The sequence below is a fragment of the Streptomyces sp. NPDC044571 genome (assembly GCF_040647115.1).
Classification (GTDB): Bacteria; Actinomycetota; Actinomycetes; order Streptomycetales; family Streptomycetaceae; genus Streptomyces.
Genome location: NZ_JBEZBN010000005.1, coordinates 1 through 26,741, shown reverse-complemented (window position 1 = coordinate 26,741; position 26,741 = coordinate 1). Strand labels below are relative to the sequence as shown.

22 protein-coding genes are annotated in these 26,741 nt (G+C 73.4%); 5 read left to right on the top strand and 17 right to left on the bottom strand.

The genetic code is table 11. The annotated features are described in order from the left end of the window. The first annotated feature begins 220 nt into the window (after positions 1 to 220). Positions 221 to 1,564, top strand: a complete 1,344-nt coding sequence (locus AB0B01_RS04065) for a cytochrome P450 (protein ID WP_361712836.1) — start codon at positions 221 to 223, stop codon at positions 1,562 to 1,564. Between the two features lie 53 nt (positions 1,565 to 1,617). Then, complete coding sequence (locus AB0B01_RS04060; protein ID WP_361712648.1) at positions 1,618 to 2,157, top strand: hypothetical protein; 540 nt, start codon at positions 1,618 to 1,620, stop codon at positions 2,155 to 2,157. Between the two features lie 42 nt (positions 2,158 to 2,199). On the opposite strand, the gene AB0B01_RS04055 is transcribed toward AB0B01_RS04060, so the two are convergent. Continuing rightward, positions 2,200 to 2,793: an XRE family transcriptional regulator gene (locus tag AB0B01_RS04055; protein WP_361712646.1), complete on the bottom strand. Its 594-nt coding sequence runs from the start codon at positions 2,791 to 2,793 to the stop codon at positions 2,200 to 2,202. Positions 2,794 to 2,888: 95 nt separating this feature from the next. On the opposite strand from AB0B01_RS04055, the gene AB0B01_RS04050 reads away from it, so the two are divergent. Continuing rightward, positions 2,889 to 4,340 (top strand): MFS transporter, encoded by a 1,452-nt coding sequence (locus tag AB0B01_RS04050; protein WP_361712644.1) that lies wholly within the window; start codon positions 2,889 to 2,891, stop codon positions 4,338 to 4,340. Here AB0B01_RS04050 and AB0B01_RS04045 read toward each other — a convergent pair. Further along, on the bottom strand, positions 4,280 to 5,827 hold the full coding sequence (locus AB0B01_RS04045; protein ID WP_361712642.1) for an MFS transporter: 1,548 nt from the start codon (positions 5,825 to 5,827) through the stop codon (positions 4,280 to 4,282). The two genes, AB0B01_RS04050 and AB0B01_RS04045, sit on opposite strands and share 61 nt — an antisense overlap. 96 nt (positions 5,828 to 5,923) lie before the next feature. On the opposite strand from AB0B01_RS04045, the gene AB0B01_RS04040 reads away from it, so the two are divergent. Then, positions 5,924 to 7,984, top strand: coding sequence for a prolyl oligopeptidase family serine peptidase (locus AB0B01_RS04040; protein WP_361712640.1), 2,061 nt, complete (start codon positions 5,924 to 5,926; stop codon positions 7,982 to 7,984). A gap of 84 nt (positions 7,985 to 8,068) precedes the next feature. Here AB0B01_RS04040 and AB0B01_RS04035 read toward each other — a convergent pair whose 3' ends face one another. The 15 genes from AB0B01_RS04035 to AB0B01_RS03965 form a co-directional block, all read right to left on the bottom strand. After that, positions 8,069 to 9,082 carry a dipeptide ABC transporter ATP-binding protein gene (locus AB0B01_RS04035; protein WP_361712638.1) on the bottom strand — a complete coding sequence of 338 codons (1,014 nt, stop codon included), beginning with the start codon at positions 9,080 to 9,082 and terminating at the stop codon, positions 8,069 to 8,071. Further along, a complete protein-coding gene (locus AB0B01_RS04030) occupies positions 9,079 to 10,086 on the bottom strand; it encodes an ABC transporter ATP-binding protein (protein ID WP_361712636.1) in 1,008 nt (335 codons plus the stop codon). The genes AB0B01_RS04035 and AB0B01_RS04030 overlap by 4 nt, the downstream gene beginning before the upstream one ends. Continuing rightward, positions 10,086 to 11,072, bottom strand: a complete 987-nt coding sequence (locus AB0B01_RS04025) for an ABC transporter permease (protein WP_361712634.1) — start codon at positions 11,070 to 11,072, stop codon at positions 10,086 to 10,088. Before AB0B01_RS04025 ends, AB0B01_RS04030 begins: the two co-directional genes overlap by 1 nt. Continuing rightward, positions 11,069 to 12,070, bottom strand: coding sequence for an ABC transporter permease (locus tag AB0B01_RS04020; protein WP_361712632.1), 1,002 nt, complete (start codon positions 12,068 to 12,070; stop codon positions 11,069 to 11,071). The genes AB0B01_RS04025 and AB0B01_RS04020 overlap by 4 nt, the downstream gene beginning before the upstream one ends. A 22-nt stretch (positions 12,071 to 12,092) precedes the next feature. Beyond that, a complete protein-coding gene (locus AB0B01_RS04015) occupies positions 12,093 to 13,835 on the bottom strand; it encodes an ABC transporter substrate-binding protein (RefSeq protein WP_361712630.1) in 1,743 nt (580 codons plus the stop codon). 217 nt (positions 13,836 to 14,052) lie between these two features. Beyond that, positions 14,053 to 14,835 (bottom strand): histidine phosphatase family protein, encoded by a 783-nt coding sequence (locus AB0B01_RS04010; RefSeq protein ID WP_361712628.1) that lies wholly within the window; start codon positions 14,833 to 14,835, stop codon positions 14,053 to 14,055. A 154-nt stretch (positions 14,836 to 14,989) separates the two neighbouring features. After that, the gene (locus tag AB0B01_RS04005; RefSeq protein ID WP_361712626.1) at positions 14,990 to 15,703 is read right to left on the bottom strand and encodes a GntR family transcriptional regulator; all 714 of its coding nucleotides are present in this window, start codon (positions 15,701 to 15,703) and stop codon (positions 14,990 to 14,992) included. A 56-nt stretch (positions 15,704 to 15,759) separates the two neighbouring features. After that, positions 15,760 to 16,704, bottom strand: a complete 945-nt coding sequence (locus tag AB0B01_RS04000) for an ornithine cyclodeaminase family protein (RefSeq protein WP_361712624.1) — start codon at positions 16,702 to 16,704, stop codon at positions 15,760 to 15,762. Further along, positions 16,701 to 17,744, bottom strand: a complete 1,044-nt coding sequence (locus AB0B01_RS03995) for a proline racemase family protein (RefSeq protein WP_361712622.1) — start codon at positions 17,742 to 17,744, stop codon at positions 16,701 to 16,703. Before AB0B01_RS03995 ends, AB0B01_RS04000 begins: the two co-directional genes overlap by 4 nt. Further along, positions 17,744 to 18,748, bottom strand: a complete 1,005-nt coding sequence (locus AB0B01_RS03990) for a proline racemase family protein (RefSeq protein WP_361712620.1) — start codon at positions 18,746 to 18,748, stop codon at positions 17,744 to 17,746. The genes AB0B01_RS03995 and AB0B01_RS03990 overlap by 1 nt, the downstream gene beginning before the upstream one ends. A 16-nt stretch (positions 18,749 to 18,764) precedes the next feature. Then, positions 18,765 to 19,688: a dihydrodipicolinate synthase family protein gene (locus AB0B01_RS03985; protein WP_361712618.1), complete on the bottom strand. Its 924-nt coding sequence runs from the start codon at positions 19,686 to 19,688 to the stop codon at positions 18,765 to 18,767. A gap of 83 nt (positions 19,689 to 19,771) precedes the next feature. Next, positions 19,772 to 21,232, bottom strand: coding sequence for an NAD(P)/FAD-dependent oxidoreductase (locus tag AB0B01_RS03980; RefSeq protein WP_361712616.1), 1,461 nt, complete (start codon positions 21,230 to 21,232; stop codon positions 19,772 to 19,774). Further along, complete coding sequence (locus AB0B01_RS03975) at positions 21,213 to 21,527, bottom strand: (2Fe-2S)-binding protein (RefSeq protein WP_361712615.1); 315 nt, start codon at positions 21,525 to 21,527, stop codon at positions 21,213 to 21,215. The genes AB0B01_RS03980 and AB0B01_RS03975 overlap by 20 nt, the downstream gene beginning before the upstream one ends. A gap of 28 nt (positions 21,528 to 21,555) precedes the next feature. Further along, positions 21,556 to 22,737 (bottom strand): FAD-binding oxidoreductase, encoded by a 1,182-nt coding sequence (locus AB0B01_RS03970; RefSeq protein WP_361712613.1) that lies wholly within the window; start codon positions 22,735 to 22,737, stop codon positions 21,556 to 21,558. Between the two features lie 118 nt (positions 22,738 to 22,855). Continuing rightward, positions 22,856 to 25,234: a collagenase gene (locus tag AB0B01_RS03965; protein ID WP_361712611.1), complete on the bottom strand. Its 2,379-nt coding sequence runs from the start codon at positions 25,232 to 25,234 to the stop codon at positions 22,856 to 22,858. A 184-nt stretch (positions 25,235 to 25,418) separates the two neighbouring features. Here AB0B01_RS03965 and AB0B01_RS03960 point away from each other — a divergent pair, with 184 nt between their 5' ends. Then, complete coding sequence (locus tag AB0B01_RS03960) at positions 25,419 to 26,726, top strand: aminopeptidase P family protein (RefSeq protein ID WP_361712609.1); 1,308 nt, start codon at positions 25,419 to 25,421, stop codon at positions 26,724 to 26,726. The last annotated feature ends 15 nt before the right edge of the window (positions 26,727 to 26,741 follow it).

Below are 26,741 nucleotides of genomic sequence, written 5' to 3'. Positions count from 1 at the left end.
ACGGTCGTCTCCCGCCGGCCGCCGGCTCCAACCGGTGGCCGGTTTCCGCCGGTCGGCGGGCCGGCCCCGGCCGGTGGCGACGGCCGGCGGGCAGAATCGGGGCCGTGCGTGCGCCCGTACGCACGGCGTCGAGGGGGCGGCCATGGCAGGCGAAGCACGGAGCACCGGTACACAGGGCACCGGTACACAGGCGACCGGTACACGGACCACCGGCACGAGGATGCCCGAACTCGCGGGAGTTCCCCTGCTCGGGTCGCTCTTCGACCTGAAATCGGACTCGCTCGGCACCTACCTGCGCGCCCAGCAGCAGCACGGGGACGTCGTACGGATCACCGCGGGCCCGCCCGGCCTGCGGGCCGAGCTGTACTGCGTGTTCTCCGCCGAGGGCGCGCAGCAGGTGCTGGCCTCGGAATCGGCCAACTTCCGCAAGGACAACGCCTTCTACCAGGAGATCCGCGACTCCTTCGGCAACGGCCTGCTGACCAGCCAGGACGAGGACTACCTGCGCCAACGCCGCCTGGTGCAGCCGCTGTTCACCAAGCGCCGGGTGGACGGGTACGCCGCTGCCGTCGCCGCCGAGACCCGCACGGTCCTCGGGCGCTGGGAGGAGGTCCCCGGCGATGTCGTCGACGTCTCCGACGAGATGATGCGGCTCGCCCTGCGCGCGGTGTCCCGGATCCTCTTCGGGGCGGACGTCGACGCCACCGTCGAGGTCGTGGACCGGTGCTTCCCGGTCATCACCGACTACGTGCTGCGCCGCGGCTACTCCCCCGCCAACCTCCCCCGCACCTGGCCCACCCCGGCCAACCGGCGGGCCGCCGCGGCGACGGGCGAGCTGTACGGGCTGTGCGACCGGATCATCGCCGAGCGGCGCAGCGGCGCCTCCGCGCAGGGCGAGGACCTGTTGAGCCTGCTGGCCGCCGCCACCAGCTCGGACGACGGGGAGTTCGACGCCGCCGAACTGCGGGACCAAGTGCTGATCTTCCTGCTGGCCGGGCACGAGACGACCGCGACCTCGCTCGCCTTCGCCCTGCACCTGCTGGCCCGCCACCCCGCGGAGCAGCAGCGGGCCCGCGAGGAGATCTCCCGCGTCCTGGGCGACCGTACGCCCGACGCCGCCGACCTCGACCGGCTCCCGTACCTCACCCAGGTCCTCAAGGAGGCCATGCGGCTCTACCCGGCCGCGCCGGTCATCGGGCGCAGTTCGGTCGCCGCCACCGAGATCGGCGGCCACCTCGTCCCTGCGGGCGCGGACGTCATGGTGGCGCCGTGGGTGACGCACCGCCACCCGCGGTACTGGCCGGATCCCGACCGCTTCGACCCGGAGCGCTTCACCCCCGAGGCGGAGGCGGCCCGTCCGCGCTATGCCTGGTTCCCATTCGGCGGCGGCCCGCGTGCGTGCATCGGGCAGCACTTCTCGATGCTGGAGTCGGTGATCGCCCTGGCGATGATCCTGCGGGCGTACGAGTTCGAGGCCGTGGACACCGAGGTGCCGGTCAGCGCCGGGATCACCCTCCAGACGCAGGGCCCGACGCGCTGCCGGGTCCGGAGCTTGGCCGGGTAGCGGCCTGTGACCATCATGGAACAGTGGATTCGGATGAGGAGATTCCGGGGAGGTTGTCCCCTTTCGTACGTCGGCCCGCGCGGGCGCTGCTGCCGGGCTCACCGGCCCGGCCGCCCCTGCTGCGCCGGGTCGGGGGCTTCTTCCTCATCCGCTTCCTGACCGCTCTGCCGGACGATCTCGCCGACGCGGCGGCCGCGCTGCTCGACCCCCTGGAGCGGGCCGCCCGGCTGTGCGGGCGGCTCTGCCACGGGCCGGCCCTGCGCGGCGGCTGGCACAGCGAGGCGGGCCGGCTCGCCCTGGCCCTGCACGGCTTCCACTGGACGCGCTGGCACGCGGAGACCGAGGGCCCGTACGGCACCTTCAGGGCGAGCCCGGGCAGGATCACCGTCCGGCCGCCCTGGGGCCGGGGGGATCCGAACCGGGCCTCGTACGCCGCCTCCTGCACCCTGCGCCCGGTCTCCCGGCTGCGCCGCCGCACGGCCCGGGTGGACCTGGCCTTCGCGGACGGCTCCTGGCTGGCACTGCGCATGAACACCCGCGCCGACGCCGCCCGCCTGCGCGCGGCCCTCCTGCGGCGGCCGCCTGCGGCCTGATCGGGAACAGGTCCGGGAGGCGGGCTCCGAGCCGGACTCCGGTCAGGCCCCGGGTGCGGGTTCCGCCGCCGACGGCCCCTCGCGGACCACGGCCTGGTCGCCCCGCGGGCCGAACAGGTGCAGGATCTCCACGGCGCTGCCGTTCGCCGGGCCGAACCAGTGCGGTTCACGGGTGTCGAACTCGGCCACCTCACCGGGGCGGAGCGTGCGTTCACGCTCCCCGAGGATCAGGCGCAGCTCGCCCGCCAGGACGTAGAGCCACTCGTAGCCGTGGTGGGTCACCAGCTTCGGCTCGCGCGGCGCCAGGACCTGCTTGAACACCTGCACCCGGCCCGGGTACTGCGTCAGGGGGACGAGGACGCTGCCGTGCCCCTTGTGCAGGGGCGTCAGGTGCACCCGCGGGTCCCCGCTGGCCGGTGCGGCCACCAGCTGGTCGAGGGCTACGCGGTGGGCCCGCGCGAGCGGGATGAGCAGGTCCAGGGTGGGGCGGCGCTTGCCCGATTCGAGGCGGGACAGCGTGCTCACCGAGATGCCGGTCGCGTCCGCGAGCGCCTCCAGGGTGAGTCCGCGGTCCCGGCGCAGGGCGCGCAGGCGGGGTCCGATGCCGTCGAGTATCTGCGCCAGTTCCGTGTCCACGGGGTCCAGTTTTGCAGTCTCCGCAAAACTCCTGGGAAGCGGTCGCCGGCCGGCCCGAGCATGGCGGAAACGTACGTCCTCCCGAGAGGCAGACCGTGACCGCGACCCTCCACCCCGATCAGCTCCGGCCCCCGTTGAGCGCGCGCAGACGCCGGACCGTGCTGGCCGTGTGCTGTCTGAGCATGTTCCTCGTGGGCCTGGACACCACCATCGTCAATGTGGGTCTGCCCGCCATCGGGCGGGGCCTGGGCGTCGGGACGCGCAGTCTCGAATGGACCGTGGACGCCTACACCTTCGTCCTGGCAAGCCTTCTGATCACCTCCGGTGCACTCGCGGACCGGTTCGGCCGCCGCAGGGTGTTCCAGTGCGGGCTGCTCGTCTTCGGTGCGGCCTCGCTGGCCTGCGCGGCCGCCCCGTCGGTGGGCGCGCTCATCGCCGCCCGCGCCGTGCAGGGGATCGGCGCCTCGATGCTCAGTCCCGTGGCGCTCGCGATCGTGGTGAACGCGATGCCCGACCCGAAGGAGCGGGCGCAGGCGATCGGCGTCTGGGCATCGGTCTTCGGCCTCAGCATGGCCGCCGGCCCGGTGACGGGCGGTGCCCTCATCGACGGGTTCGGCTGGCGGTCGGTGTTCTGGATCAATGCGCCGGTCATCGTGGCCGCCCTGGTGCTGAGCAGGCTGTTCGTACCGGAGTCCCGTGCTCCGCAGGCGCGGCGGCTCGACCTCCCGGGCCAGGCCCTGCTGGCCGTGGTCATCGGGGGCTCGGTCGGCGTCCTCATCGAAGGGCCGCGGATCGGCTGGACCTCGCTCACGGCGCTGGCCGCGTACGGGGTCGTCGCCGCGGCGACGGTCGCATTCGTACGGATCGAATCCCGCCGGGCCGAGCCGCTGGTGGATCCGCGGCTCTTTCGGCGTCCGCTCTTCACCGGCGCGGTCCTGGGAGCCGTCGCGGTCTTCGTCGCGCTGAACACGACCTTGCTGCTCACCACCCTCTACCTGCAGCACACCCGGCAGTGGACACCCCTGGCCGCGGGGGTGGCGGCCCTGCCCATGGCCCTCGGAGCGACGGTCTGCGCACCCTGGTCGGGGCGCCTGGTCGGCAGGACCGGGCCGCGGCTGCCGCTGGTCCTGGCGGGCGGCTTCATCGCCGCGGGCGGACTCTGCCTGGTCGGACTGGACCGGCACACGCCCGTCCCGCTCCTCCTGCTCGCCTACCTGCTGATCGGCATCGGAGTCGGCTTCGCCAACGCCCCGATCACCAACACCGCGGTGAGCGGGCTGCCGCCCGCACGCGCCGGGGTGGCCGGGGCGATCACCTCGACGGCCCGCCAGTTCGGCGCGGCGCTGGGCATCGCCGTCGCCGGCGGCCTGGTCGCCGGTGCCGACCCGGCGCGGCTCGCCCAGGCGTCCCGGCCGGGCTGGGTCCTGGTCGCGGCCTGCGGGATGCTCCTGCTGCCGGTCGCGCGCGCCGCGCGGCCGGACGGCGCTCAGACCGCCGTCGGGGTGTGGCTGCCCTGGAGGCGTTCGAGGTCCGAGGGGCGGACCTGAATGGCGAAGAGGGCGATGGCGGCTCCGACCAGGGTGAAGGCCGCCGCCACGAAGAAGGCCGCGCTGACGCCCGAGGTGAGGACCTGGTCGCCCCAGGGGTCCGGGAGCATGCCGGTACGTCGGAAGGAGGCCCGCTGTTCGGGGGTGGCGGTGGCCAGGAAGGCCGGGACCTGGGTGTGCGCCTCGTTCCGGCTGGCCGTGCCGAAGACGGTGACCAGGATGGACAGCCCGAGTGAGCCGCCCACCTGCTGCATCGTGTTGAGCAGCCCCGAGGCCGCGCCGGACTCCCGGTCGGGGACGTTGGACAGTGCCATCAGGGTCAGCGAGACGAACTGCAGGCCCATGCCGAGGCCGAAGATGAGCATGGGGCCCAAGATGCTTCCCAGGTAGGTGGAGTGGACGTCGGTCCGGGTCAGCCAGGCCAGGCCGGCCGCCGTGCACAGTGCGCCGGCCACCATGAACGGCTTCGGGCCGTACCTCGGGAGCAGTTGCGAGGCGCAGCCCGCGCCGACTGCGATGATCGCGCTGATCGGCAGGAAGGCGAGGCCCGCCCGCAGCGGGCTGAAGCCGAGCACGTTCTGCACGAACAGGGTCAGGAAGAAGAACATGCCGAAGATGGCGCAGGCCAGCATCAGCATGATCCCGTACGTGCCGGCCCGGTTCCGGTCGGCGAACATGTGCAGGGGGGTGATCGGCTGCGGCGAGCGCCGCTCGTCCACGACGAACAGCGTCAGCAGGACGACGGCGGCGGCGAAGGAGCCGAGCGTCAGCGGGTCGCGCCAGCCGTCCTGGGCCGCGCGGATGAAACCGTAGACGAGGGCGACCATGCCGGCGGTGCCGAGCAGCGCCCCCGCGGCGTCGAAGTGCCCGGCGTGCCGCTCGGATTCGCGGAGCACCTTGACGGCCGCCAGGGCGATCAGCGCGGCGATCGGGACGTTGACGAAGAGCACCCAGCGCCAGTCGAGCCACTCGACGAGAATGCCGCCGGCAAGCAGCCCGACCGCGCCGCCGCCTGCGGAGACGGCGGCGAAGACACCGAAGGCGCGGTTGCGCGCCGGGCCTTCGCGGAAGGTCGTGGTGATCAGTGCGAGCGCGGTCGGCGAGGCGATGGCACCACCCACGCCCTGCAGGGCGCGGGCCCCCATCAACTGGCCCGCGTTCTGGGCGAGTCCGCCCAGCAGCGAGGCCAGGCCGAAGAGCAGGACACCGCAGATGAAGACGCGCTTGCGGCCGAGGATGTCGCCGGTGCGCCCGCCGAGGAGCAGCAGGCCGCCGAAGGTGAGGGTGTAGGCGTTGACCACCCAGGAGAGGCTCTCGGTGGAGAAGCCGAGCCCGGTCTGGATGTGCGGCAGCGCGATGTTCACGATGGTGATGTCGAGGACGACCATGAGCTGGCATGAGGCGATGACGAACAGGGCGAGTCCGTTCCCGCTGCCCCGGACCTTGCCGTCGGTCCCGTTTCTGGTCGGCGATGCGTTCCGGTCCACCTTTTCGACGCTAAACCTGCCCCGAGGGGCACACCACTCGAATAGCCTAATAACCAGCGGTGTACCGTGTGGTATTTCACATGTCACACTGCCCTCATGGACGATTTCCTCAGGCTCTCCGCCGACACGGCCCGCTTCACGTACGGCGCCCCGCGGGCGTTCACCTTCGGCGACGAGGGCCGGCTCCTCTGGTTCCTGCGCTCCACCGGCCCCACCGACGCCTTGGACGGCCTCTGGGTCCTCGACACCGCCACCGGCGCCGAAACCCGCCTCGCCGACCCCCGCAGCCTCGCCCCCGCCCCCGGCCCCCTCCCCGCCGCCGAGCGCCGACTGCGCGAGCGGACCCGGCTCGTGGCCGCCGGGATCGGCTCGTACGCCCTCTCCGGCGACGGCCGCCGCGCCGTCTTCGCGCTGTACGGGCGGCTGTACGCGGTCGACTGCGACGGCACCGGCCGACCCGAGGAGATCCCGGCCCCCGGACCCGCCCTGGACCCGCGCCTGAACGCCGACGGCTCCCGCACCGCCTACGTCGTCGACGACGCCCTCCACACCTGGCCCGGCGGCCGGATCAGCCCCGACGACGGCGCCCGCTGGGGCCTCGCCGAGTTCGCCGCGGCCGAGGAGCTGGGCCGCGCCCGCGGCCACTGGTGGTCCCCCGACGGGCTCACCCTGCTCGCCGCCCGCGTCGACGAAAGCACCCTCCAGCGGCGCTGGTTCGCCGACCCCGCCCACCCCGAGCTGCCGGCCGAGGACTTCGCCTACCCCGAGGCGGGCGGGCCCAACGCCGACGTGCAGCTGTGGGTACTGGGCCCCGACGGCGGGCGGGTCCGGCTCGACTGGGACGCGGAACGGTACCCGTACGTCTCCGACGCCGACTGGGAGTCGGCCACCGAGATCCTGCTCACCGTCCAGGACCGCCTCCAGCAGAACGTGCTGCTGCTGAGCGCCGACCCGGCCACCGGCCGCACCCGGGAACTGTCGTGCACCACGCACCCCCAGTGGGTCGACCCGCTGGTGCCCGGCACACCGGCCCGGCTCGCCGACGGCCGGCTGCTCACGGCCGCCGACACCCCCGGCGGAGCCGCCCGCGCCCTCGCCGTGGACGGGAAGCTGCTCACCGGGGACGATCTCCAGGTCCGCCGCGTGGCCGGCGTCCACCAGGACCGGCTGCTGATCGAGGCCGGGCAGCGCGACCCCGCCGAGCAGCAGGTACTGCTGCTGGATCCGGGAACCGGCGAGCTGAGCCCGCTCGCCGACGAGCCCGGGGTGCACAGCGTCCTCGCGCAGGCCGGGACGCTGCTGCTGACCTGCGCCGACGCCGACGGCATACGCCGCACCGTGCGCACCGCCGACGGGCGGGAGTTCGCCCCCGCCGACCTGTCCGAGCCGCTGCCGTACCGGGTGGTGCCGGTCCTGGAGCGGGTCACGGAGCACGGCATCCCCACGGCGCTCGTCCTGCCCCGCGGCCATGTCCCCGGCACCCGGCTGCCCGTCCTGGTCGACGGCTACGGCGGCCCCGGCTTCCAGGACGTCAGCGCCGAACCGCGCCGCTGGCAGCACCGCCAGTGGTGGGCCGACCAGGGCTTCGCGGTGGTGACCATCGACAACCGCGGCACCCCGTACGTCTCGCCCGCCTTCACCCACGCCATGTACCGGGGGTTCTCCGAGGTCACCCTCCAGGACCAGGTCGCGGCCCTGCACGCGCTCGCCGAACGCCACGGCGACCTCGACCTCGGCCGGGTCGGGGTGCGCGGCTGGTCCTACGGCGGCTACCTGTCCGCGCTGGCGGTGCTGCGCCGCCCCGACGTCTTCCACGCGGCGGCGGCCGGGGCCGCGCCCACCGACTTCCGCCACTACGACACGGCGTACACCGAGCGCTACCTGGGCCTGCCCGGGGAGCACCCCGAGGTGTACGAGCGGGACTCCCTGATCGCGGACGCCCCGAAACTGTCCCGGCCCCTGCTGCTCGTGACCGGGCTGGCCGACGACAACGTCCACCCCTCCCACACGCTGCGGCTGTCCCAGGCGCTGACGGACGCGGGCCGCCCGCACCGGCTCCTGGCCCTGCCCGGGGTCACGCACATGACCCCGCACGGCACGCGGGAGAAGATCATGACCCAGGAACTGGACTTCTTCCGCCGGGAACTGGGCCTGTAGCGGCGAAGAACCCCGGAGCCGATCGTGTCGGCTCCGGGGTTCCTCCTTTCCCGGGGTCCCCGTCAGGCGCCCGGGGCCCTTGCGCTACACCAGATGGCAGGCCACCTCGCGTGAGGCGGCGAGCCTCAGCAGCGGCCGCTCGGTGCGGCAGATCTCCTGCGCCATGGGACAGCGCGGGTGGAAGGTGCACCCCGGGGGCGGGGCGGCCGGGCTCGGCGGATCACCGAGCAGCACGATCCGCTCACGCCGCCGCTCGGCCGCCGGATCGGGCAGCGGCACGGCGGACAGCAGCGCCCGGGTGTACGGGTGCTGGGGGTTCTCGTACAGGGCGCGCTTCTCGCCCATTTCGACGATCCGGCCGAGGTACATGACGGCCACCCGGTCGCTGACCCGCTTGACCACGGAGAGGTCGTGCGCGATGAACACGTAGGCGAGGCCGAGTTCGCGGCGCAGCCGCTCCATCAGGTTGACGATCTGGGCCTGTACGGAGACGTCGAGCGCGGAGACGGGTTCGTCGGCGATGATCAGCCGCGGGCTGGTGGCCAGCGAGCGGGCGATGCCGATGCGCTGGGCCTGCCCGCCCGAGAACTCGTGCGGGTAGCGGTCGATGTGCTCCGGGATCAACCCGACCAGCTCCATCAGCTCGGCCGCCCGGCGGCGGGCGTCCGAGGCCGACGAGCCCTGCACGAGCAGCGGATCGGAGATGATCCGGGCCACCGTCTGGCGGGGGTTGAGGGAGGAGTGCGGGTCCTGGAACACCATCTGGATATCGCGGCGCAGCGGGCGCAGGGCCCGCTGGGAGAGCCGGCTGATGTCCTTGCCCTCGAAGGAGATGCTGCCCGAGGTGGGTTCCAGCAGCCGCACCAGCATCCGGCCGGTGGTGGACTTCCCGCACCCCGACTCGCCGACCAGGCCGAGGGTCTGGCCGGCCGCCAGGTCGAAGGAGACCCCGTCGACGGCGCGCACGGGCGCCCCCCGGCGCCCGGTCGCCGACCGCCGGCCGGGGAAGGCCATGGTGAGGTCCCGTACGGAGAGCAGGGTGTCGGAGGACGAGGTGCCGGAGGGTGAGGTTCCGGCGGGCAGGGTGTCGGTGGTCATCGGGCCGCCTCCGCGGTGCTGCGGTCTCCGGCGAAGTGGCAGGCCACGCTCCGCCCGGGCTGTTTCCCGTACGCCTCCCACTGCGGCCGTACGTCGGCACAGCGCGCCGCCGCCTTCGGACAGCGCGGGGCGAACGCGCAGCCGGGGGCCGGTGCGAGCAGGGAGGGCGGCGAGCCGGGGATGGCCCGCAGCGGCTCGTCGTCGGCGTCGTCCAGCCGGGGCAGCGAGTCCAGCAGGCCCCGTGTGTACGGGTGGGCGGGTTCGGCGAAGAGGGCGTCGGCGCCCGCCTGTTCGGCGGCCCGGCCGCCGTACATGACCAGCACCTCGTGGGCGACGCGGGCGACCACCCCCAGGTCGTGGGTGATCATCACGACGCCGAGGCCGCGCTCCTCCTGGAGCCGGGCGATCAGCTCCAGGATCTGCGCCTGTACGGTCACGTCGAGCGCGGTGGTGGGCTCGTCGGCGATCAGCAGGTCGGGCTCGCAGGCCAGGGCCATCGCGATCATCGCGCGCTGGCGCATCCCGCCGGAGAACTGGTGGGGGTACTCCCCCGCCCGGCGGGCCGGTTCCGGGATGCCGACCTCGCCGAGCATGTCGACGGCGCGGCGGCGGGCGGCGGCCCGGCCGGCCTTGAAGTGGACCCGGACGTGCTCGGCGATCTGCTCGCCGACCGTGTAGTAGGGGTGCAGGCTGGACAGCGGATCCTGGAAGATCATGGCCATCTTGCGGCCGCGGAGCCGGGAGAGCGCCTTCTCGGACATCCCGGTCAGCTCCTGTCCGGCGAGCCTGATGGAGCCGGTGACCTCGGCGCCCCGGTGCAGGCCCATGACGGCGAGCGAGGTGACCGACTTGCCGGACCCGGACTCCCCGACGATGCCGAGCGTGCGCCCGGCCTCCACGGTGAAGCCGAGCGAGTCGACGGCCCGTACGGGGCCGTGCGGGGTGGTGAACGTGACGCGCAGATCACGTACTTCAAGGAGAGCGGCGTCGAGTTGGGCGACCATCAGTACCTCACCCTCGGGTCGATGACGGCGTACAGGAGGTCGACCGCGAGGTTGGCGACGACGATGAAGAAGGCGGCGAGCAGCGTCACCCCGAGGACGACCGGCTGGTCGGAGCTGACGAGGGCGCCGTAGAACAGCCGCCCGATGCCCGGGAGTCCGAAGATGGACTCGGTGATGACGGCTCCGGCGAGCAGCCCGCCCAGGTCCATGCCGAAGATGGTGAGGATCGGTGTCATGCCGGAGCGCAGGCCGTGCTTGACGACGACGGTGCGTTCGGGCATGCCCTTGGCGCGGGCGGTGCGGATGTACGGCTCGGCCATCGCCTCGATCATCGACCCGCGGCTCTGGCGGGCGTACATGGCGGCGTACAGCAGGGCGAGCGCGGTCCAGGGCAGCAGCAGGTTCGAGGCCCAGGCGAGCGGGTTGTCGGCGAAGGCCTGGTAGGTGGGGTAGGGCAGCAGCCCGGCGACGCGGATGACTCCGTAGATGAGCATCACGGAGGTGAAGTACACCGGCAGGGAGGCCGCGGCGACCGCGCCGACCATCAGGGCCTTGTCGGTGGCGGTGTCCTTGCGCAGGGCGGCGGTCACGCCGGCGCCGAGGCCGAGGACCAGCCACAGCACGGCGGCGCCGAGGGCGAGGGAGGCCGATACGGGCAGGCGGTCCATCAGCAGGTCCCACACGGGCAGGGAGTTCTCGTAGGAGTAGCCCAGGCAGGGGAAGTCGCACTGGACGGCATACTGGCCGCTGCCGAGGGTGCGGCCGGTGAAGATGCCGGTGAGGAAGTCGAGGAACTGCCGCCACAGCGGCTGGTCCAGGCCCAGGTAGGCCCGCACGTCGGCCAGCCGTTCGGCGCTGCAGGTCTTGCCGCAGGCGGCCGCGGCCGGGTCGGAGGGCAGGACGTAGAAGATGGTGAAGGTGACGGCGGCGATGGCGAGCAGGACGCCCGCCAGGGCGAGCAGCCGGCGCAGGAGGTAGAGGATCAACTGCGGCCGCCCCTCGGGTCCAGGATGTCGCGCAGGGCGTCTCCGAGCAGGGTGAAGGCGAGCACCGCGAGGAAGAGGAAGGTGCTCGGGATGACGAAGTACATGGGGTCGGTCTCGTAGAAGGCCACGGACTCGGCGATCATCTGGCCCCAGGACGGGGTCGGCGGGCGGACGCCCACGCCGAGGTAGCTCAGCGCCGCCTCGGTGCTGATCATGCCGGGGATCAGCAGGGTGGTGTAGGCGATCACCGGTCCGGAGACGCCCGGGAGGACGTCGCGGGTCAGGATCCGCCAGGAGCCGGCGCCGCCGACGCGTGCGGCGTCGACGTACTCGCGGTGTTTGAGGGAGAGGGTCTGGCCGCGGACGACGCGCGCGACGCCGGGCCAGCCGAAGAGGCCGATGACGGCGGTCATGAGGACGATCCGGTTGACGTCCTTCGCCACCGACAGCATCGCGATCATGAAGATGAGGGAGGGGAAGGACATGGTCAGGTCCATCAGGCGGGACAGGACGGCATCGGTGCGCCCGCCGAAGTAGCCGGCGGCGATCCCGGCCGCGGTGCCCGCCACCACGACGATGGCGGTGGCGGCGAAGGCGATGAGCAGCGAGACCTGGGCGCCGGTGACGACGCGGGCGAACAGGTCGCGGCCGGAGACGGGTTCGACGCCGAGCCAGTGCTCGGGGCTGATCCCGCCGAGGTCTCCGAGCGGGAGGCCCCCGAGGTAGGGGTCGACGGCGCTCTTGTCGAACTCGTCGGGGGACCAGCCGCCGAGCGCGCCCAGCCAGGGCGCGGTCAGGGCCATCAGGACGAAGAGGATGACGACGCCGAGGCTGACGCGGACGGCGGGGCGGCGGCGCAGTTCCCGCCGGGCGAGCTGCCAGGGGCTGCTGCACGCGGGGACGTCCCCGGCCGGTGCGTGCGCGGCGGGTGCGGGGCCGGGTGCCGGTGCGGAGCCGGGACCGGGAGCGGAGCCGGGACCGGATGCGGTGGTGGTCATGGCGCGTGCTGCCTGCCCCGCCTCAGCCCTGGCTCTTCGACGGGTCCTTGAGACCGACGGTGGCGTAGTCGATGGTGCCGGTCCACACGGGGTGGCCGTACGCGCCCGCGATATTGGGGCCGACCAGCAGCGGCTTGCGCTCCAGCAGGACCGGCACGGACGGGGACTTCTTCATGATCTCCGCGTCGAGGTCGATCCAGGCCTGGTTGGCCTGCTTGGCGTCGGTCATGGCGTTGATCTCGTCGATCCGCTTCATGGTGGCCTCGTCCCGGAACTGGCTGTAGTTGCCCTGGTTGCCCTTGTCCTTGATGGTGCGCCCGTCGAAGACGAAGGGGATCCAGGTCGAACCGGAGGGGTAGTCGGGGCACCAGCCGGTGAGGGTCATGTCGGGCGTGGTGGAGAGATCACCGATGACGTCGTAGTAGGCGCCGGGGTCGACGGTGTCGATGACCACCTCGACGCCGGCGCGGGCCAGGCCCTGCTGGATGGCCTCGGCCTTGCCCTTGTCGCCGGTGGAGACGGTGAGGGAGACCTTCAGGGTCTCCTTGCCCGCGGCCTTGAGGAGTTCCTTGGCCTTGGCGGGGTCGCCGGCCGGCGCGATCTTCAGGGTGTCGGCCTGCTTGCCGCCGGTGAGGGCCGGGGGCAGGTAGGCGGTGGCGACCTCGTTGAGGGCCGGGCCGCCGCCGGCGGTGACCACGGCCTCCTTGTCGACGGCGTACTGCATGGCCTCGCGGACCTTGGGGTCGTTGAAGGGGGCGCGGGAGCTGTTCAGGTGGAGCATCTCCGTACAGCCCTGGGACTCGGCGAGGAGGCGGGCCTTGACGTCCGGCTTGGGCAGCACCTTGGGGGCGCTCTCGGGGCGCATGTCGGCGTACTGGACGGCGGAGGCGTCGGCGCCCTCCCCGGCGATGATCCGGTCGTCGATCTGGCCGCCCTTGAGGCCCATCACCACGACGAACTTGTCGGGGTAGGCCTTTCTGACGGTGTCGGTCTTCGGGTCCCAGTGCTCGTTGCGGACGAGGACCAGCTTCTTGTCGCGGTCGTACGTCTCGATCTTGTACGGGCCGGAGGAGAAGGGACGGGCGTCGTACTGGGTGCCCTTCTCCTGGGACTGCGGGACGGGCGCGAAGGTGGGGAGGGTGGCGGTGGCCGAGAACTCGGCGACGGGCCGCTTGAGTTCGAAGACGATCGTGCGGTCGTCGGGGGTCTTGACGGAGTCGAGGTGCTGCCCCTGGAGCGGGCCCTTGTAGCCCTCGGTGCCCGCGAGGTACTGGGCGGCGTAGTCGGGGCCGCCGGTGAGGTCGGGGGCGAAGGAGCGCTCGACGTTGTACTTGATGTCCTGGGCCTTGATCGGCGAGCCGTCCTCGTACTTCACGCCCTCCTTGAGGGTGAAGGTCCAGGTCTTGCCGCCGTTGGAGGAGGTGCCGAGGTCGGTGGCGAGGTCGGGGACGAGCTCGCTGCCGGCCTTGCCGGGCTCGGCCTTGAAGGTGACGAGTGTGCGGTAGAGGAGGCGGGTGCCGAAGTCCATCGTCGGCATGACCCAGTTGCGGGCTGGGTCGAGGTGGGCGAAGTCCTGGTTCGACAGGACCGTGAGGGTGCCGCCCTTGGCGGGGGTGCCGCCGAGGACCTTGCCGTCGTTGGCGGCGGCGGGGTTCGGGGCACCGCCGTCCGCAGAGCCCTTCTTGGGGTCGGAGCAGCCCGAGGCGCCGAGTGCGAGAGCCGCCACCAGAGCGGTGGCGAGGGCGAGTTGGGTGCGCTTGGTCATGGTCACTCCAGTGAAGGGCCGCGCTCTAGGGTGTGACCGGTAACATAGTAATGTGAAATTGCACTGACAAGACTTCGGTGCCCCCGTTATCCAGCCGTGTCCAAATCGGCCCCCGTGAAGGGCAGTTGCGAGCCGCACCGGCGCCCACCGGGTCCGTCGCCGTGATGCGGGCGGTCGTCGCCCATGCGGACGCGGCGGGCGACCCCGTGCGGGTGCGTCAGCTGACGGGCCGCGGCACCGTCTCCCGGGGGATGCGCGGGACGCGGCGGGCTTCCGCCAGGAGTTCGGCACTGGTCGCGCGGGGGTTCGCCGGGCAGGGCCGGAAGGGGCCCGGCGGAGTGCGGAACCAGGCGAAGTGCGGGCTCAGGGCCCCGGTGTCGGGGTGGCGCCGGGTGAAGTGGAGCACCCCCGCGTTGGCGACGGGTCCGGTGTGGCGGTAGTACTCCGTCCACGTGCCGGGCGTATGGCCGGCCAGCAGGAACGCGAGCGCCTGGAGGGTGTCGGCGTGGCTGACGGCGACGGCGGCCCGGGCGGGCTCGGCCAGCAGGGCGGCGAGCGGCACGCGCACCCGGTGGATCACGTCGGAGAGCGACTCGCCGCCGGGCGGCCCCCAGTGGACGGGGTGTTCCTCGCCCCGGGCGAGTTCGGCCCGCTGCCGCTCGGGGGTGAGGTGGTCCCACTCCCCCCATTCCCGTTCCCGCAGGCCGAGATCGAGCTGCCAGGCGCTGCCCGGGAGGTCGAGGAGGGCGGCCGTTTCCACCGCGCGCGTCAGCGGGGACACGGCGCAGGCGGGCGGGCCGGCCGGGATCCGGTCGCGCAGCCAGGCGCCCGTCGCGGCCGCCTGCTCCTCGCCCTTGGGGGTGAGCCGCCACTCCCACTGCGGCCGGGTGAAGACCCGGCGCGCGTACGCGCTGTCCGGCTCCCGGTAGGCGGCGTTGCCCTCGCTCTCCCCGTGCCGCACCAGGAACACGTCTTCCACCGCGATCCCGAGTTCCCCCACACCGGCCTCCGAACTGGTCGTCGTGGAAGGAGTGTCCCAGCAGGGCGCCGGTCCCGACAGGGAATCCCCCGATCGGGCGAGCCCTGTTCGAGCGCCCGGTTCGGGGCCCGGTTCGGGTCGGCGGGCAGGGCTTCGTACGCGGCGCCCGGTCGTGCTAACCGAGGCCGGAGCCGAGGCCCCCGGGCGTGCGGCCCACCGGTTCGTCGCGGCTCTGGGCCCACAGGGACCGGACGTGGCCGAGGTGGCGGATCATGCAGGCCTCGGCCGCCTCCGCGTCGCCGCTGATCATCAGGTCCAACAGCTCGATGTGTTCCTCGGCCGAGGAGACCAGCTTCCCGGCCTCGTCCAGGCCCGTCAGCCCGTACAGCCGCGACCGCTTGCGCAGGTCGCCCACCGTCTCGACCAGCCGGTCGTTGCCCGCGAGGCCGAGCAGGGAGAGGTGGAAGCGGCGGTCCGCCTCCAGGTAGCCGATGAGGTTGTGCTCGCGGGCGCTGGTGACGATCTCCTCCGCGATGGGGCGCAGCGCCTCCAGCTCTTCGGTGGTGGCGATCTTCGTGATCCGGCCGATGGTCGGCACCTCGATCATGGTGCGCAGTTCGGTGTACTGGTCCAGGTCGCGCTCGCTGACCTCGGTGATCCGGAAGCCCTTGTTGCGGACCGGTTCCACCAGGCCCTCGCGGGCCAGGTCGAGCATCGCCTCGCGGACCGGTGTGGCCGAGACGCCGAGTTCGGCGGCCAGGCCGGGCGCGGAGTAGACGCTGCCGGGGCGCAGCTCGCCCGCTATCAGAGCTGCTCGGAGGGCGTGGCCGACCTGGTCGCGGAGCCGTTCCTGGGCCTTGATGAGACTGTGCTGCTTCAGGTCACCCATTGCTCTTCCTCCGACACCCTTCACGCCACCGACGTGCAGAGGAACAGCGTACAATGTCACGTTTCGCTGTTCTCTCCGGCGGCGAGGTACATCGCCACCGCCACAGCGAGATCTTCCCAGGCCATGCCCACGCTCTTGAAGAGCTGTGGACAACTCTGCGTCCCGCCCACGGGCATGCGGCCCGTCACCAGGTCGGCCAGGGTGCCGTTGATATGACCGGGCCCGATGGCCCCCTCCGCCTCCGGTACCAGCAGGTCCCCCGCCTCCCGCAGGGCCGCCGCCCGCGACTCCACGTACACGGCCGCCCGTCGCACGAGGGCCGTGTCGGTCTCCCGCGCGTCCGGCTCGTGGGAGCCGACCGCGACGACCACCGCACCCGGGTCCACCAGACGCCCGTCGAACAGCGGTTCACGAGCCGTCGTACAGCAGGTCACCAGATCGGCGCCCGCCACGTCCTGCGGGCTTCCGCTGCGGGCGGGGACCCCGAGGGTGCGGGCGTACGCCGCGAGCTCCTCCGCACCGGCCGGATTCCGGGCGACCACCACCGCCTCCGACAACTCCCGCACGGCCAGAGCCGCGTCGAGGTGGCCGTAGGCCTGCGGACCGGAGCCGAAGAGCACCAGCCGCAGGGGCCGCCCCGCGGGGGCCAGGTGGCGCAGGGCCAGCGCCGAGACCGCCGGGGTGCGCAGCGCCGTGAGGGCCGCGCCGTCGAACAGCGCCAGCGGCTGCAGGGTCGGGCCGTCCAGCAGCAGGTAGGAGCCGGTGATCCGGGGCAGGCCGAGCGCCCGGTTGCCCGGCGCCACCCCCGCGACCTTCACCCCGGCGTACGCGCCCGACGCGGCCGGCATCAGCAGCAACTCCCCGCCCGGCACGGCCAGGGCGCTGCGCGGCGGCCCCGCCTCCGGGTCCAGCCCGGCGAGCAGGGCGTCCGCCAGCGCGTCCGCCGCCGCGGCCGGGGTGAGCAGCGCGGCCATCCGCTCGGCCCCGAACTGCGGGATCACAGCAGGAACCCGGCGCCGAGGGCGTCCTGCGGGTCGAGCGTGAAGAGGTGCTCACCGGTGCGGTACGCCGCCCCGGTGACCTCCGTGACCAGGCCGGCGCCCCTCCCCGCGGGGTCCTGCGGGACCAGCCGGCCGGTGAACACCGTGCCCGCCACCGACTCGTGCAGCAGGTCCTCGCCCGCGCCGAGCCGCCCGTCCTCCGCCAGTAGCGCAAGGCGAGCCGAGGTCCCCGAGCCGCAGGGCGAGCGGTCGATCTGCCCGTCGGCGAACACGGTGACATTGCGCTGGTGCGGGCCGAAAGGGGTGTCGGGCAGCTCCTCGTACAGGATCACCCCGTACACCCCCGACAGCAGCGGCCCGCCCGGGTGCCAGGTGCCCGGGTGCGTGGCGAGGGCGGCGCGGATCTCCCGGCCGGCCCGGACCAGGTCGGGCAGCGCGGCCCGGGAGACCTCCAGGCCCAGGTCGCGGGCGGCGACGGAGGCGTAACAGGCCCCGGCGTGGGCGATGTCCACCTCCGCCAGCCCGAGGGTGGTGGCGACCGGCACCTTGCGGGCGCCCACCCGGGCCGGGACGTTGCGGAAGGTGACCCCCGTGGTGCGGCCGCCGGCCCGGTGGACGGTCGCGCCGACCCGCCCCGAGGGCACGTCGATCCGTACCCGGACGTCCCCGTCGGCGGGGGCGGCGACCCGGCCGGTGTCCACGGCCCAGGCGCCGAGCGCCATCGCGCCGTGGCCGCAGGCGGTGGAGTAGCCGTCCTTGTGCCAGAACAGCACCCCGAAGTGGGCCCCGTCGTCGTCCGGAGGCACGACGAACCCGCCGTACATCCCGGCGTGACCGCGCGGCTCCTGCACGAGCAGGCGCCGTACGTCGTCCAGCGGGCCCCGGCGCGGGGCCGTCCCGGAGCCCCCGGGGCCGATCGCGGTGGCGCAGCGCTCGGCGACGGTGTCGCCGGGCACCGGCGGCAGTCCCGCCGCGGCGGCGTCGACGATCCGGAACGGTTCACCGGCGGTGTGGTAGTCCTCGGTCCGTACGGTCCGCATCACAAGAGGAACCCTCCGGGGAAGGGGTCGGACGGGTCGAGGAAGTACTGGGCGGTCCCGGTGATCCACGCCCGCCCGGTGACGGTGGGCACGACGGCCGGTCGCCCGCCCACCGTGGTGTCGCCGATCAGCCGGCCGGTGAACTCGGTCCCGATGAAGGACTCGTTGACGAAGTCGGCGCCGAGGTCCAGCAGTCCGCGGGCGTGCAGCTGGGCCATGCGCGCGCTCGTACCCGTACCGCAGGGCGAGCGGTCGAACCAGCCCGGGTGGATGGCCATGGCGTGCCGGGACCGGCGCGCGTCGGATCCGGGGGCGGCGAGGTAGACGTGCTTGACGCCGGCGATGCCGGGATTGTCGGGGTGGACCGGCCGGTCGCCCGAGGCGTTGACGGCGTCCATGACGGCGAGCCCCGCGGCGATCAGGTCGTCCTTGCGTGCCCGGTCGAAGGGCAGTCCCAGGGCGTCGAGTTCGACGAAGGCGTAGAAGTTCCCGCCGTAGGCGAGGTCGTAGGTGACCGTGCCGTACCCGGGGACCTCGGCCTTCAGGTCGAGTCCGACGCAGAAGGAGGGGACGTTGGTGAAGGTGACGGCGGTGGCCGCGCCGTCCTCGACGCGGACGTCGACGCTCACCAGCCCGGCCGGGGTGTCGAGACGGACGGTGGTGACCGGCTCGACGGCCTCCACCATGCCCGTCTCGACCAGGACGGTGGCGACCCCGATGGTGCCGTGCCCGCACATGGGCAGCAGGCCCGACACCTCGATGTAGAGCACCCCGAAGTCGGCGTCGGGCCGGGTGGGGGGCTGGAGGATGGCGCCGCTCATCGCGGAGTGGCCCCGCGGCTCGTACATCAGCAGGGTCCGGACGTGGTCCATGTGCTCGATGAAGTGGAGCCGCTTGTCGGCCATGGTGGCGCCGGGGATCACTCCGACTCCCCCGGTGATCACCCGGGTCGGCATGCCCTCGGTGTGCGAGTCCACCGCGTGGTAGACGTGGCGTGTACGCATGGGGGTCCCCCGTCGGCTAGTTGAGGCCCTCGGCGAGGGCCTTCTCGGTCGCGGCGCGGACGGCCGCCTCGGTCTCCCCGGTGAGCGGGAAACGCGGCGGGCGGGTCGCTCCGCCGGGGCGTCCGGCCAGGTCCATGGAGAGCTTGATGGCCTGGACGAACTCGGTCTTGGAGTCCCAGCGCAGCAGGGAGTGCAGGGACTTGTAGAGGGGCAGCGCGGTGGCGAGGTCGCCGGCGACCGCGGCCCGGTAGAGGGTGGCGCAGGAGCTCGGCAGGGCGTTGGGGTAGCCGGCGATCCAGCCGACCGCGCCGGCCAGGGCCAGTTCGAGCAGCACGTCGTCGGCGCCGATCAGCAGGTCGAGGCCGGGGGCGAGCTCGGCGATCTCGTAGGCCCGGCGGACGTCCCCGCTGAACTCCTTGACGGCGACGATGGATCCGTCCCCGTGCAGCCGGGCGAGCAGGCCGGGGGTCAGGTCCACCTTGGTGTCGATGGGGTTGTTGTACGCGACGACGGGCAGCCCGGTACGGGCGACCTCGGCGTAGTGGGCGCGCACGGTCGCCTCGTCGGCGCGGAAGGCGTTGGGCGGCAGCAGCAGGACGGACCCGGCGCCGGCCTCGGCGGCCTGGTCGGCCCAGCGGCGGGCCTCGGCGCTGCCGTAGGCCGCGACACCGGGCATCACGCGGGCGCCGTCGCCGGCGGCCTCGACGGCGGTGCGGACGACGCGGGCCCGCTCCTCGTCGGTGAGGGTCTGGTACTCCCCGAGGGAGCCGTTGGGGACCACGCCGTCACAGCCGTTCTCGATGAGCCAGGCGACGTGCTCGGCGTACGCGTCATAGTCGACGCTGAGGTCCTCGCGCAGCGGGAGCGCGGTGGCGACCATGATTCCGTGCCAGGGGCGGGTGCGGGGCAGGGTGGGCGCGGGGGTGTGCGCGTGGGTCATGAGAGCTCCCTAGAGTGATGTGTGACATTTTACTAGTGGGTGCGAAGGGACCACAAGGGTCCGGATCCGCCGGATCGGCCGGATCAGCCCTCGGCTGGCGGCAGTTCGGCCAGGTGGCGCAGCGGGACCGGGCAGGACAGGGGCCGTCGGTCGGCCGCGGGCTCCGCGCCGGCGAGGGCCGCCACCGCGGGACCGCACATGCGGCCCTGGCACCAGCCCATTCCGGCCCGGGTGAGCAGCTTGACGGTACGGGCGTCCCGGGCGCCCAGGTCGGCCACGGCCTCGCGGATCCGGCCGGCCGGGACCTCCTCGCAGCGGCACACGTCGGTGTCGTCACGCAGCCAGCCGGTCCATCCCGGGCCCGGGCGGTGGGCGGCGCCCATCGCCTCGGCGAAGCCGCGCAGCCGCGCGCGGCGCCGCCGCAGGGCGGCCGGCACGGGCGCACCGGCCACCGCACGCGCGGCGATCTCGCCCTCGGCCAGGGCCAGTTGGGCGCCGCCGATGCCGCCGGTCTCACCGGCGGACCAGATGCCGGGTACGGAGGTCCGCTGCTGCTCGTCCACCTCCAGGGCGACGGTGCCGTCGGCGCAGGAGCGGGTGGCGCAGCCGAGGCCGGTCGCCGGCTCCAGCTGCGGAACGAGCCCGTGGCCGACGGCGAGGGCGTCGCAGGGGATGCGGCGGGCCGTGCCGGGGACCGGGCGCCAGTCCCGGTCGAGGCGGGCCACGGTGACGGCCTCGACCCGGTCGCGGCCGTGCGCCTCGATGACGGCGTGCCGGGTGAGGAGGCGGATGCCGTGGCGGAGCAGGGCGCTGCCGTACATGGCGCCTTCGCCGAGCTTGCCGGGGTTGCGCAGCAGGGCGCGGGTGTGGGCGGCGTATCCGGTGTAGGCGGCGGCCTCGACCACGGCGGGCACCCGGGCCCCGGCCGCGGCGAGCGACCCGGCCACGGCGAGCAGCAGCGGCCCGCTCCCGGCGACGACGACCCGCCGGCCCGGCAGGACGAGCCCGCCCTTGAGCATGGCCTGCGCCCCGCCGGCCCCGACGACCCCGGGCAGGGTCCACCCGGGGAAGGGGAGTTGCCGCTCGTATGCCCCGGTGGCGAGGAGGACGGCGCGGGCGTGGACGGTGGCGGCGGTCTCCTCCGGGCCCGCGACGGCGTACAGGGCCCAGCGGCCCCGGCGGGTGGGGCCGTCCCCGCGGCCGGCGCCGCCCCCGTCCCCACCTCCGTCCTCGCCCTCGTCGCGGACCACGGTCCAGACGTGGTGGCCCGGGCGGTACGTGATCCGGCCGGCCGATTCGTGGGCCCGCAGGGCGGCTTCACGGCCGGCGTAGGCGGCCCAGCCGTGGTGCAGGGCCTCGGGCCGGGCGGCGCCCAGGCCGGGTGCGGGGTGGCGGTAGTACTGGCCGCCGGGCCGTTCTCCCGCGTCCAGGACGGTGACGCGCAGCCCGAGCCCGGCGGCGGTGACGGCGGCGGCGAGCCCGGCGGGCCCGGCTCCGACGACGGCGAGGTCGTACACCGCTCGGTCAGACGGCGAGGTCGGCACGGCCGGTCCCTTCCTGGGTGGTGACGGTGTCCCCGGGGCGGGCGGGGACGAGGCAGGCGCGCTGGTTCGGGCGGCCGTTGACGGTGACGAGGCAGTCGTGGCAGCTGCCGATGCCGCAGAACACCCCGCGGGGGGCGTCGCCTTCGCGGGTGGTCCGCCAGGCGAGGATTCCGGCGGCCCAGAGCACGGCCGCGATGCTCTGCCCCGCCTGGGCGGTGAGCTCCCGGCCGTCGAAGCGCAGGACGTACGTCGCGGTCGGGGCTCCACCGACGAGGGTGCGTGGTGTCCGGGTCATCGGCCGTTCTCCTTCGGCGTGGTGCGGGTCATCGGGCGGACTCCGGACCGGCGGACGGCCCGAAGCGGTCCGGGCGGAACGCGTCGGGCGGCAGCGGGGGTTCGGCCCCGGTGAGGGCGGCGGCGATGAGCAGGCCCGTCGCCGGGGCCAGTCCGATGCCCGCGCCCTCGTGGCCGCAGGCGTGCAGCAGTCCCGGGACCCGGGGGTCCGGGCCGATCGCCGGCAGGTGGTCGGGCAGGTACGGACGGAAGCCGTGGTAGGTGCGCAGGACCCGGACATCGCCCAGGACCGGGAACAGGGCGGCCGCCTGGACGGCGAGGCGCCGCAGCGCCTCCACCGACAGGGAGCGGTCGAAGCCGACGCGCTCCCGGGTCGCCCCGATGAGCACCGGGCCCGCCGGGGTGCCCTCGACCACGGCCGAGGACTGCAGGGCCGCGGATCCGCTCGCGACGTCCGCGATGTAGTCGGCGGCGTAGACCTTGTGCCGGACCACCCGCGGCAGCGGCTCCGTCACCAGCACGAACCCGCGCCGCGGCAGCACAGGGAGGCTCACCCCGGCCAGTTCCGCGATGCGGCCGCCCCAGGTGCCCGCCGCGTTGACCACCGCGGGGGCGAGGAGTTCACGGCTGCGGGTGCGGACCCCCCGCACCCCCCGCACCCCGCCGGACCCTCGGGCCCCCGTGAGGATGCCGGTCACCTCCTCGCCGAGGTGCAGTTGCGCCCCCGATGCGGCCAGCAGCCGCGCCGCCGCCTGGGCCGGCTGGACCTGGGCGTCCTGCGGGTAGTGGAATCCGCCCGCATGGCCCGGGGCCAGGTGGGGTTCCAGCTCGCGCAGGTCGTGGGGGCCCGCCTCGACGGCGTCGACCCCGGCCGCGCGCTGCCCCTCCGCGAAGGCCCGCAGCGCCTTGAGCGTGGTCTCGTCCGGGGCGACGACGAGGCCGCCCTTGGCCTCGTACTCGACCTCCGTCGGCAGCAGCGCGGCGAGTTCGCGCCACAGGCCGGCCGACAGCAGGGCGAGGTCGAGCTCCGGTCCGGCCTCCTTGTCGGAGACGAGGAGGTTGCCCTCCCCGGCGCCCGTCGTGCCGCCCGCGACGGGGCCTCGGTCGACGACGGCCACGGAGAGTCCGGAGCGGGCGGCGTAGTACGCGCATGCGGCTCCGACGACGCCGGCGCCGATGATCACGACGTCCAGGGGATGTCTCTTGGGCACGGCAGTAATATGTCACATTCTTTTAGAGGTGCCTAGGGTGTCCAGGCGCCCGGGGGATCCTGGCGCCGCCGGCCCGGTCCTGGTCGGGAGACCGGACCGGGCCGGGGCGGCCGGGGGCTCAACTGCGCAGCGGCCCCTCGCAGCTGTAGGCGGAGGTCCCGGCCGTGTGGGTGCTCCAGATCTCCACCGGGCCGAAGGAGCAGTTCATGTCGGCCAGGTTGTTGGAGGCGGCGCCCGCCCGGTCGAGGATGAAGTAGTCCACCGTCTCGGACATGTCCTTGAAGTTCTGGTCGTCGCTGCGCCAGTTCTTCAGGTTTGCGGTGATCCGGCCGGTACAGGTGAACCGGCGCTTGCCCGGGTCCCCGTTCTCGACGCAGTCGGGGGTGTTGTAGGTGGCCGCCGCGAAGGAGGACTTGACGTTCGCGAGCGCGGAGTCGCGCAGCCGGTCGTTGGCCGTGAAGGTGGTGTTCGGCACGTAGAGCTGGTCCACCTTGGCGATCTGCTTGTCCAGGAAGCGGTCGTAGTCGCGCTGGAGGTAGGTGTCGGCGCCCATCCGGTAGCGCCAGGCGTCGTACGCCTGCACGTCGTTGGCGCGCAGGTGGGTGTACATCTCGCGCAGGAGCGAGGGCTTCTCGGTCCACAGGAACTCGAAGAAGGTGCCGGCGTAGTTGTAGAAGCGGAAGCCGTCGCCGTCGTAGGTGGCGTTCAGCAGCTGCTCCACCGTCATCCGTGGCCCGCCGCCCGCCGTGTCGCTGATGATGCCCCTGACCAGGGACTTGCGCACGGCGATGCCGTTGTCACGGGTGGCGCCGTCGAAGAACTCGGCGGTGCCCTCGTCCATGGCGGTGGTCCGGTCGCCCTCGTACCAGGGGCCTTCGCCGAAGAAGCCGGGGACGGCGAACCGCCCGTTGAGGTAGTGCGTGTACTCGTGGCGGAAGAGCTCTTCGAGGGTGAGGGAGGAGTCCTGCGGGACGCGCCGCTGGTAGGTGTAGAAGGTGGCGCCGTTCTCGATGTACATGCCGCCGTTGTTGGTGCCGTAGCCGTACAGCATCGTCTGGTAGGTCACGTAGTCGGCGCGGGAGGCGTACAGCACGATGTTCAGCGAGGTGTTGGGGTCGCCGGCCAGCGGCTGGTCCGTGCCCAGCACGCGGTGGAACTGCGTCTTGACCTGCTTGCTCGCGTAGTAGAGCTGGTCGACGGTGGCCCGGTCGAGGGCCGTGCGGACCTTGATGGCGCCGTTGTCGTAGGTGTAGGTGTTCGGGAAGAGCACCTTCTCGATGTCCTCCTTGCACACCCCGTACGGCTTGCACGCCTCGAAGGTGTTCAGCCAGGAGACGATCTTGGCCCACTGCTCGCTGCCGTTGCCCCAGCCGGCCTTGACCGGTTCGAGCAGGGCGCCGAGGTCGGCGACGACCTGGCTCTGCAGGCCGTCGATCTGGCCGAAGCGGCCGTATTCGCCCAGCGCGTCGCGGGCCACCCAGTCGTTGGCGGTGCCCTTGAGATGGGTGTAGCCCGCGAAGGCCTTGAAGGCGGCCCGGTACGAGGCGTCGGCCTTGGCCGCGGCCTGGAAGGCGGAGTCGTCGTTGCCCGGGTACACGCCGAGGTAGTTGACCACGAGGGCGGCGAGGGCGGCGCCGCCCCAGTTCGCGTCGCGGTGGGTCGCGGTGTGCGACGGGTCCATGGTGGCCAGGACCTTCTGCACCAGGCCCAGCTGGCTCTGGCGCATGCCGGGGCCGGTCGCGTAGAGCGCTTCGCGCAGGGTCCGGGCGTTGGAGGCGGTGGCGTCGAAGGTGCGGGCCGCATTGCCGAAGTCGGTGACGGCCTTGCTCATGGCCCCGATGGTCGGCGCGTCGGTGAGGTCGATCTCGGGGCGCGAGAAGTCGTGGTACACCGCGGCGTGCAGGTAGGTGAACATCTCCTCCAGGTGGGAGGAGTTCTTCCCGTCGTGGGAGGCGGCCAGGGCGGATATCCGGCGGGACACGGCCTGGACGTGCGCGTCGGACATGACGGGGGTCAGGCGGGCGTCCCAGGTCCAGATCAGGCCGCGCAGGCAGACGTCGGCGGTGACCGCGGGGTCGGCCAGGAAGTCGGCGAACTGCTCCGGGGCGAGGGCGGTGATCCCGTCGAGGGTGCAGGGGACGCCGGCGGCGGTCCTCCCGGTGGGCGCGGCGGCGAGGGCCCGGTTCTTCTCGGTGCGCTCGCTGCTCGCGGGGGCGGGGGTGGCGGCTCCGGGGACGCGGCCGTCCACGGCCAGCCCGCCCGGGGTCCGGGCGCTCGCCGGGGCGGCCTCCTTGGGCGAGGCCAGGCGGTCGACCTCGTCGAAGGGGTTCGGTGCGGCGGCGCCCCGGGCGAAGGCGGCGGGTGCGGCGGCGGGGGCCGGGGCGGAAGAGGGACCCCGCTCGGCGGCCTGGGTCACGGCCTGTCCCGCGGTGGCGAGGAGGGTGACCGCCACGGCGGCGGAGAGGAGGGACGTACGCACAGCTCTGTGCTGGGACACCAAGGACTCCTGGGAGGCAGGGGAGGTGGGGGAATGGTGCGCGAGGTGGTGCGTGAACTGCGGTGCTCTGCACGGCGTTTGACGGGGATTAACGTGCCGCGGTGTGAGCTGTAACATAGTAATGTGAAATTGCACTGACAAGACCTGTGTGCCCACCAGTTCGCACCTTCTTGAGGGAGCCCTTGTGTCCGACGCCTCTCCCCGCCTCAACATCGGCAGCCACGACCTGCCGGTATCACCCGAGTTGTCCCGCTTCATGGCAGGCGACTGGGCCCCTTCGCCGCTGCCCGACTCCACGCGGGTGGCGGCGTACGAGGTTGCCCCGGCCCGGCGCGCCCGGCTCTCGGCGCGCTTCCCCGGCGAGCGGCTGATCATCCCCGCCGGGGAGCTCAAGGTGCGCTCCAACGACTGCGACCACCGCTTCCGGCCGCACAGCGCGTACGCGTGGCTGACCGGGCTGACGGGCGAGGACCAGGTGGGCCACGTCCTGGTGCTGGAACCCTCGGGCCCGCACGGCCACGAGGCGGTGCTGTACCTGCGCCCCCGCTCCCCGCGCGCCGGCGGGAACGAGGAGTTCTACCGGGACCGGCGCTACGGGGAGTTCTGGGTGGGCCGGCGCCCCGACCTGGCGGAGGCCGAGCGGCTGACGGGCCTGCGCTGCGCGCACCTGGACAGCCTGGGCGACCCGGTTGGCCGCAACGCCTCAACGGACGTCGAACTGGCCGCCGCGCTCTCCGAGTTGCGGTTGGTCAAGGACGCCTGGGAGGTCGGGCAGCTCCAGCTCGCCGTCGACCACACGGCCGCCGGTTTCGAGGACGTGGTACGGGCGCTGCCGCGCGCCCTGGCGCACCCGCGCGGCGAGCGGTGGATCGAAGGGGTCTTCGGCCTGCGGGCCCGGGCGGAGGGGAACGGGACGGGGTACGACACCATCGCGGCGTCGGGCGCCCACGCGTGCGTCCTCCACTGGATCCGCAACGACGGCCGGCTCGACCGCGGCGACCTGCTGCTGCTGGACGCGGGCGTGGAGACGGACAGCCTCTACACGGCGGACATCACCCGCACCCTCCCGCTGTCGGGGCGCTTCTCCCCCGTGCAGCGGCAGGTGTACGAACTGGTGCTGGCCGCCCAGGAGGCCGGCATGGCGGCGCTGCGGCCGGGCGCCAGCTTCCGGGACTTCCACCGGGCCGGGATGCAGGTGATCGCCGAGGGGCTGGCGGAGTGGGGCGTGCTGAAGGACGCGCAGGGTGATCTGCACCGGCGCTACACACTGTGCAGCAGCGGGCACATGCTGGGGCTCGACGTCCACGACTGCGCGAAGGCCCGGGCCGAGACGTACCTCGACGGGGTGCTGGAGGAGGGCCAGGTCCTCACGGTCGAGCCGGGGCTCTACCTCCAGCCGGACGACGAGACCCTGCCGGCGGAGCTGCGCGGCATCGGCGTCCGCATCGAGGACGACCTCGTCATCACGGCGACGGGCGCCCGACTGATTTAGGGCGGCCGTCCGTGC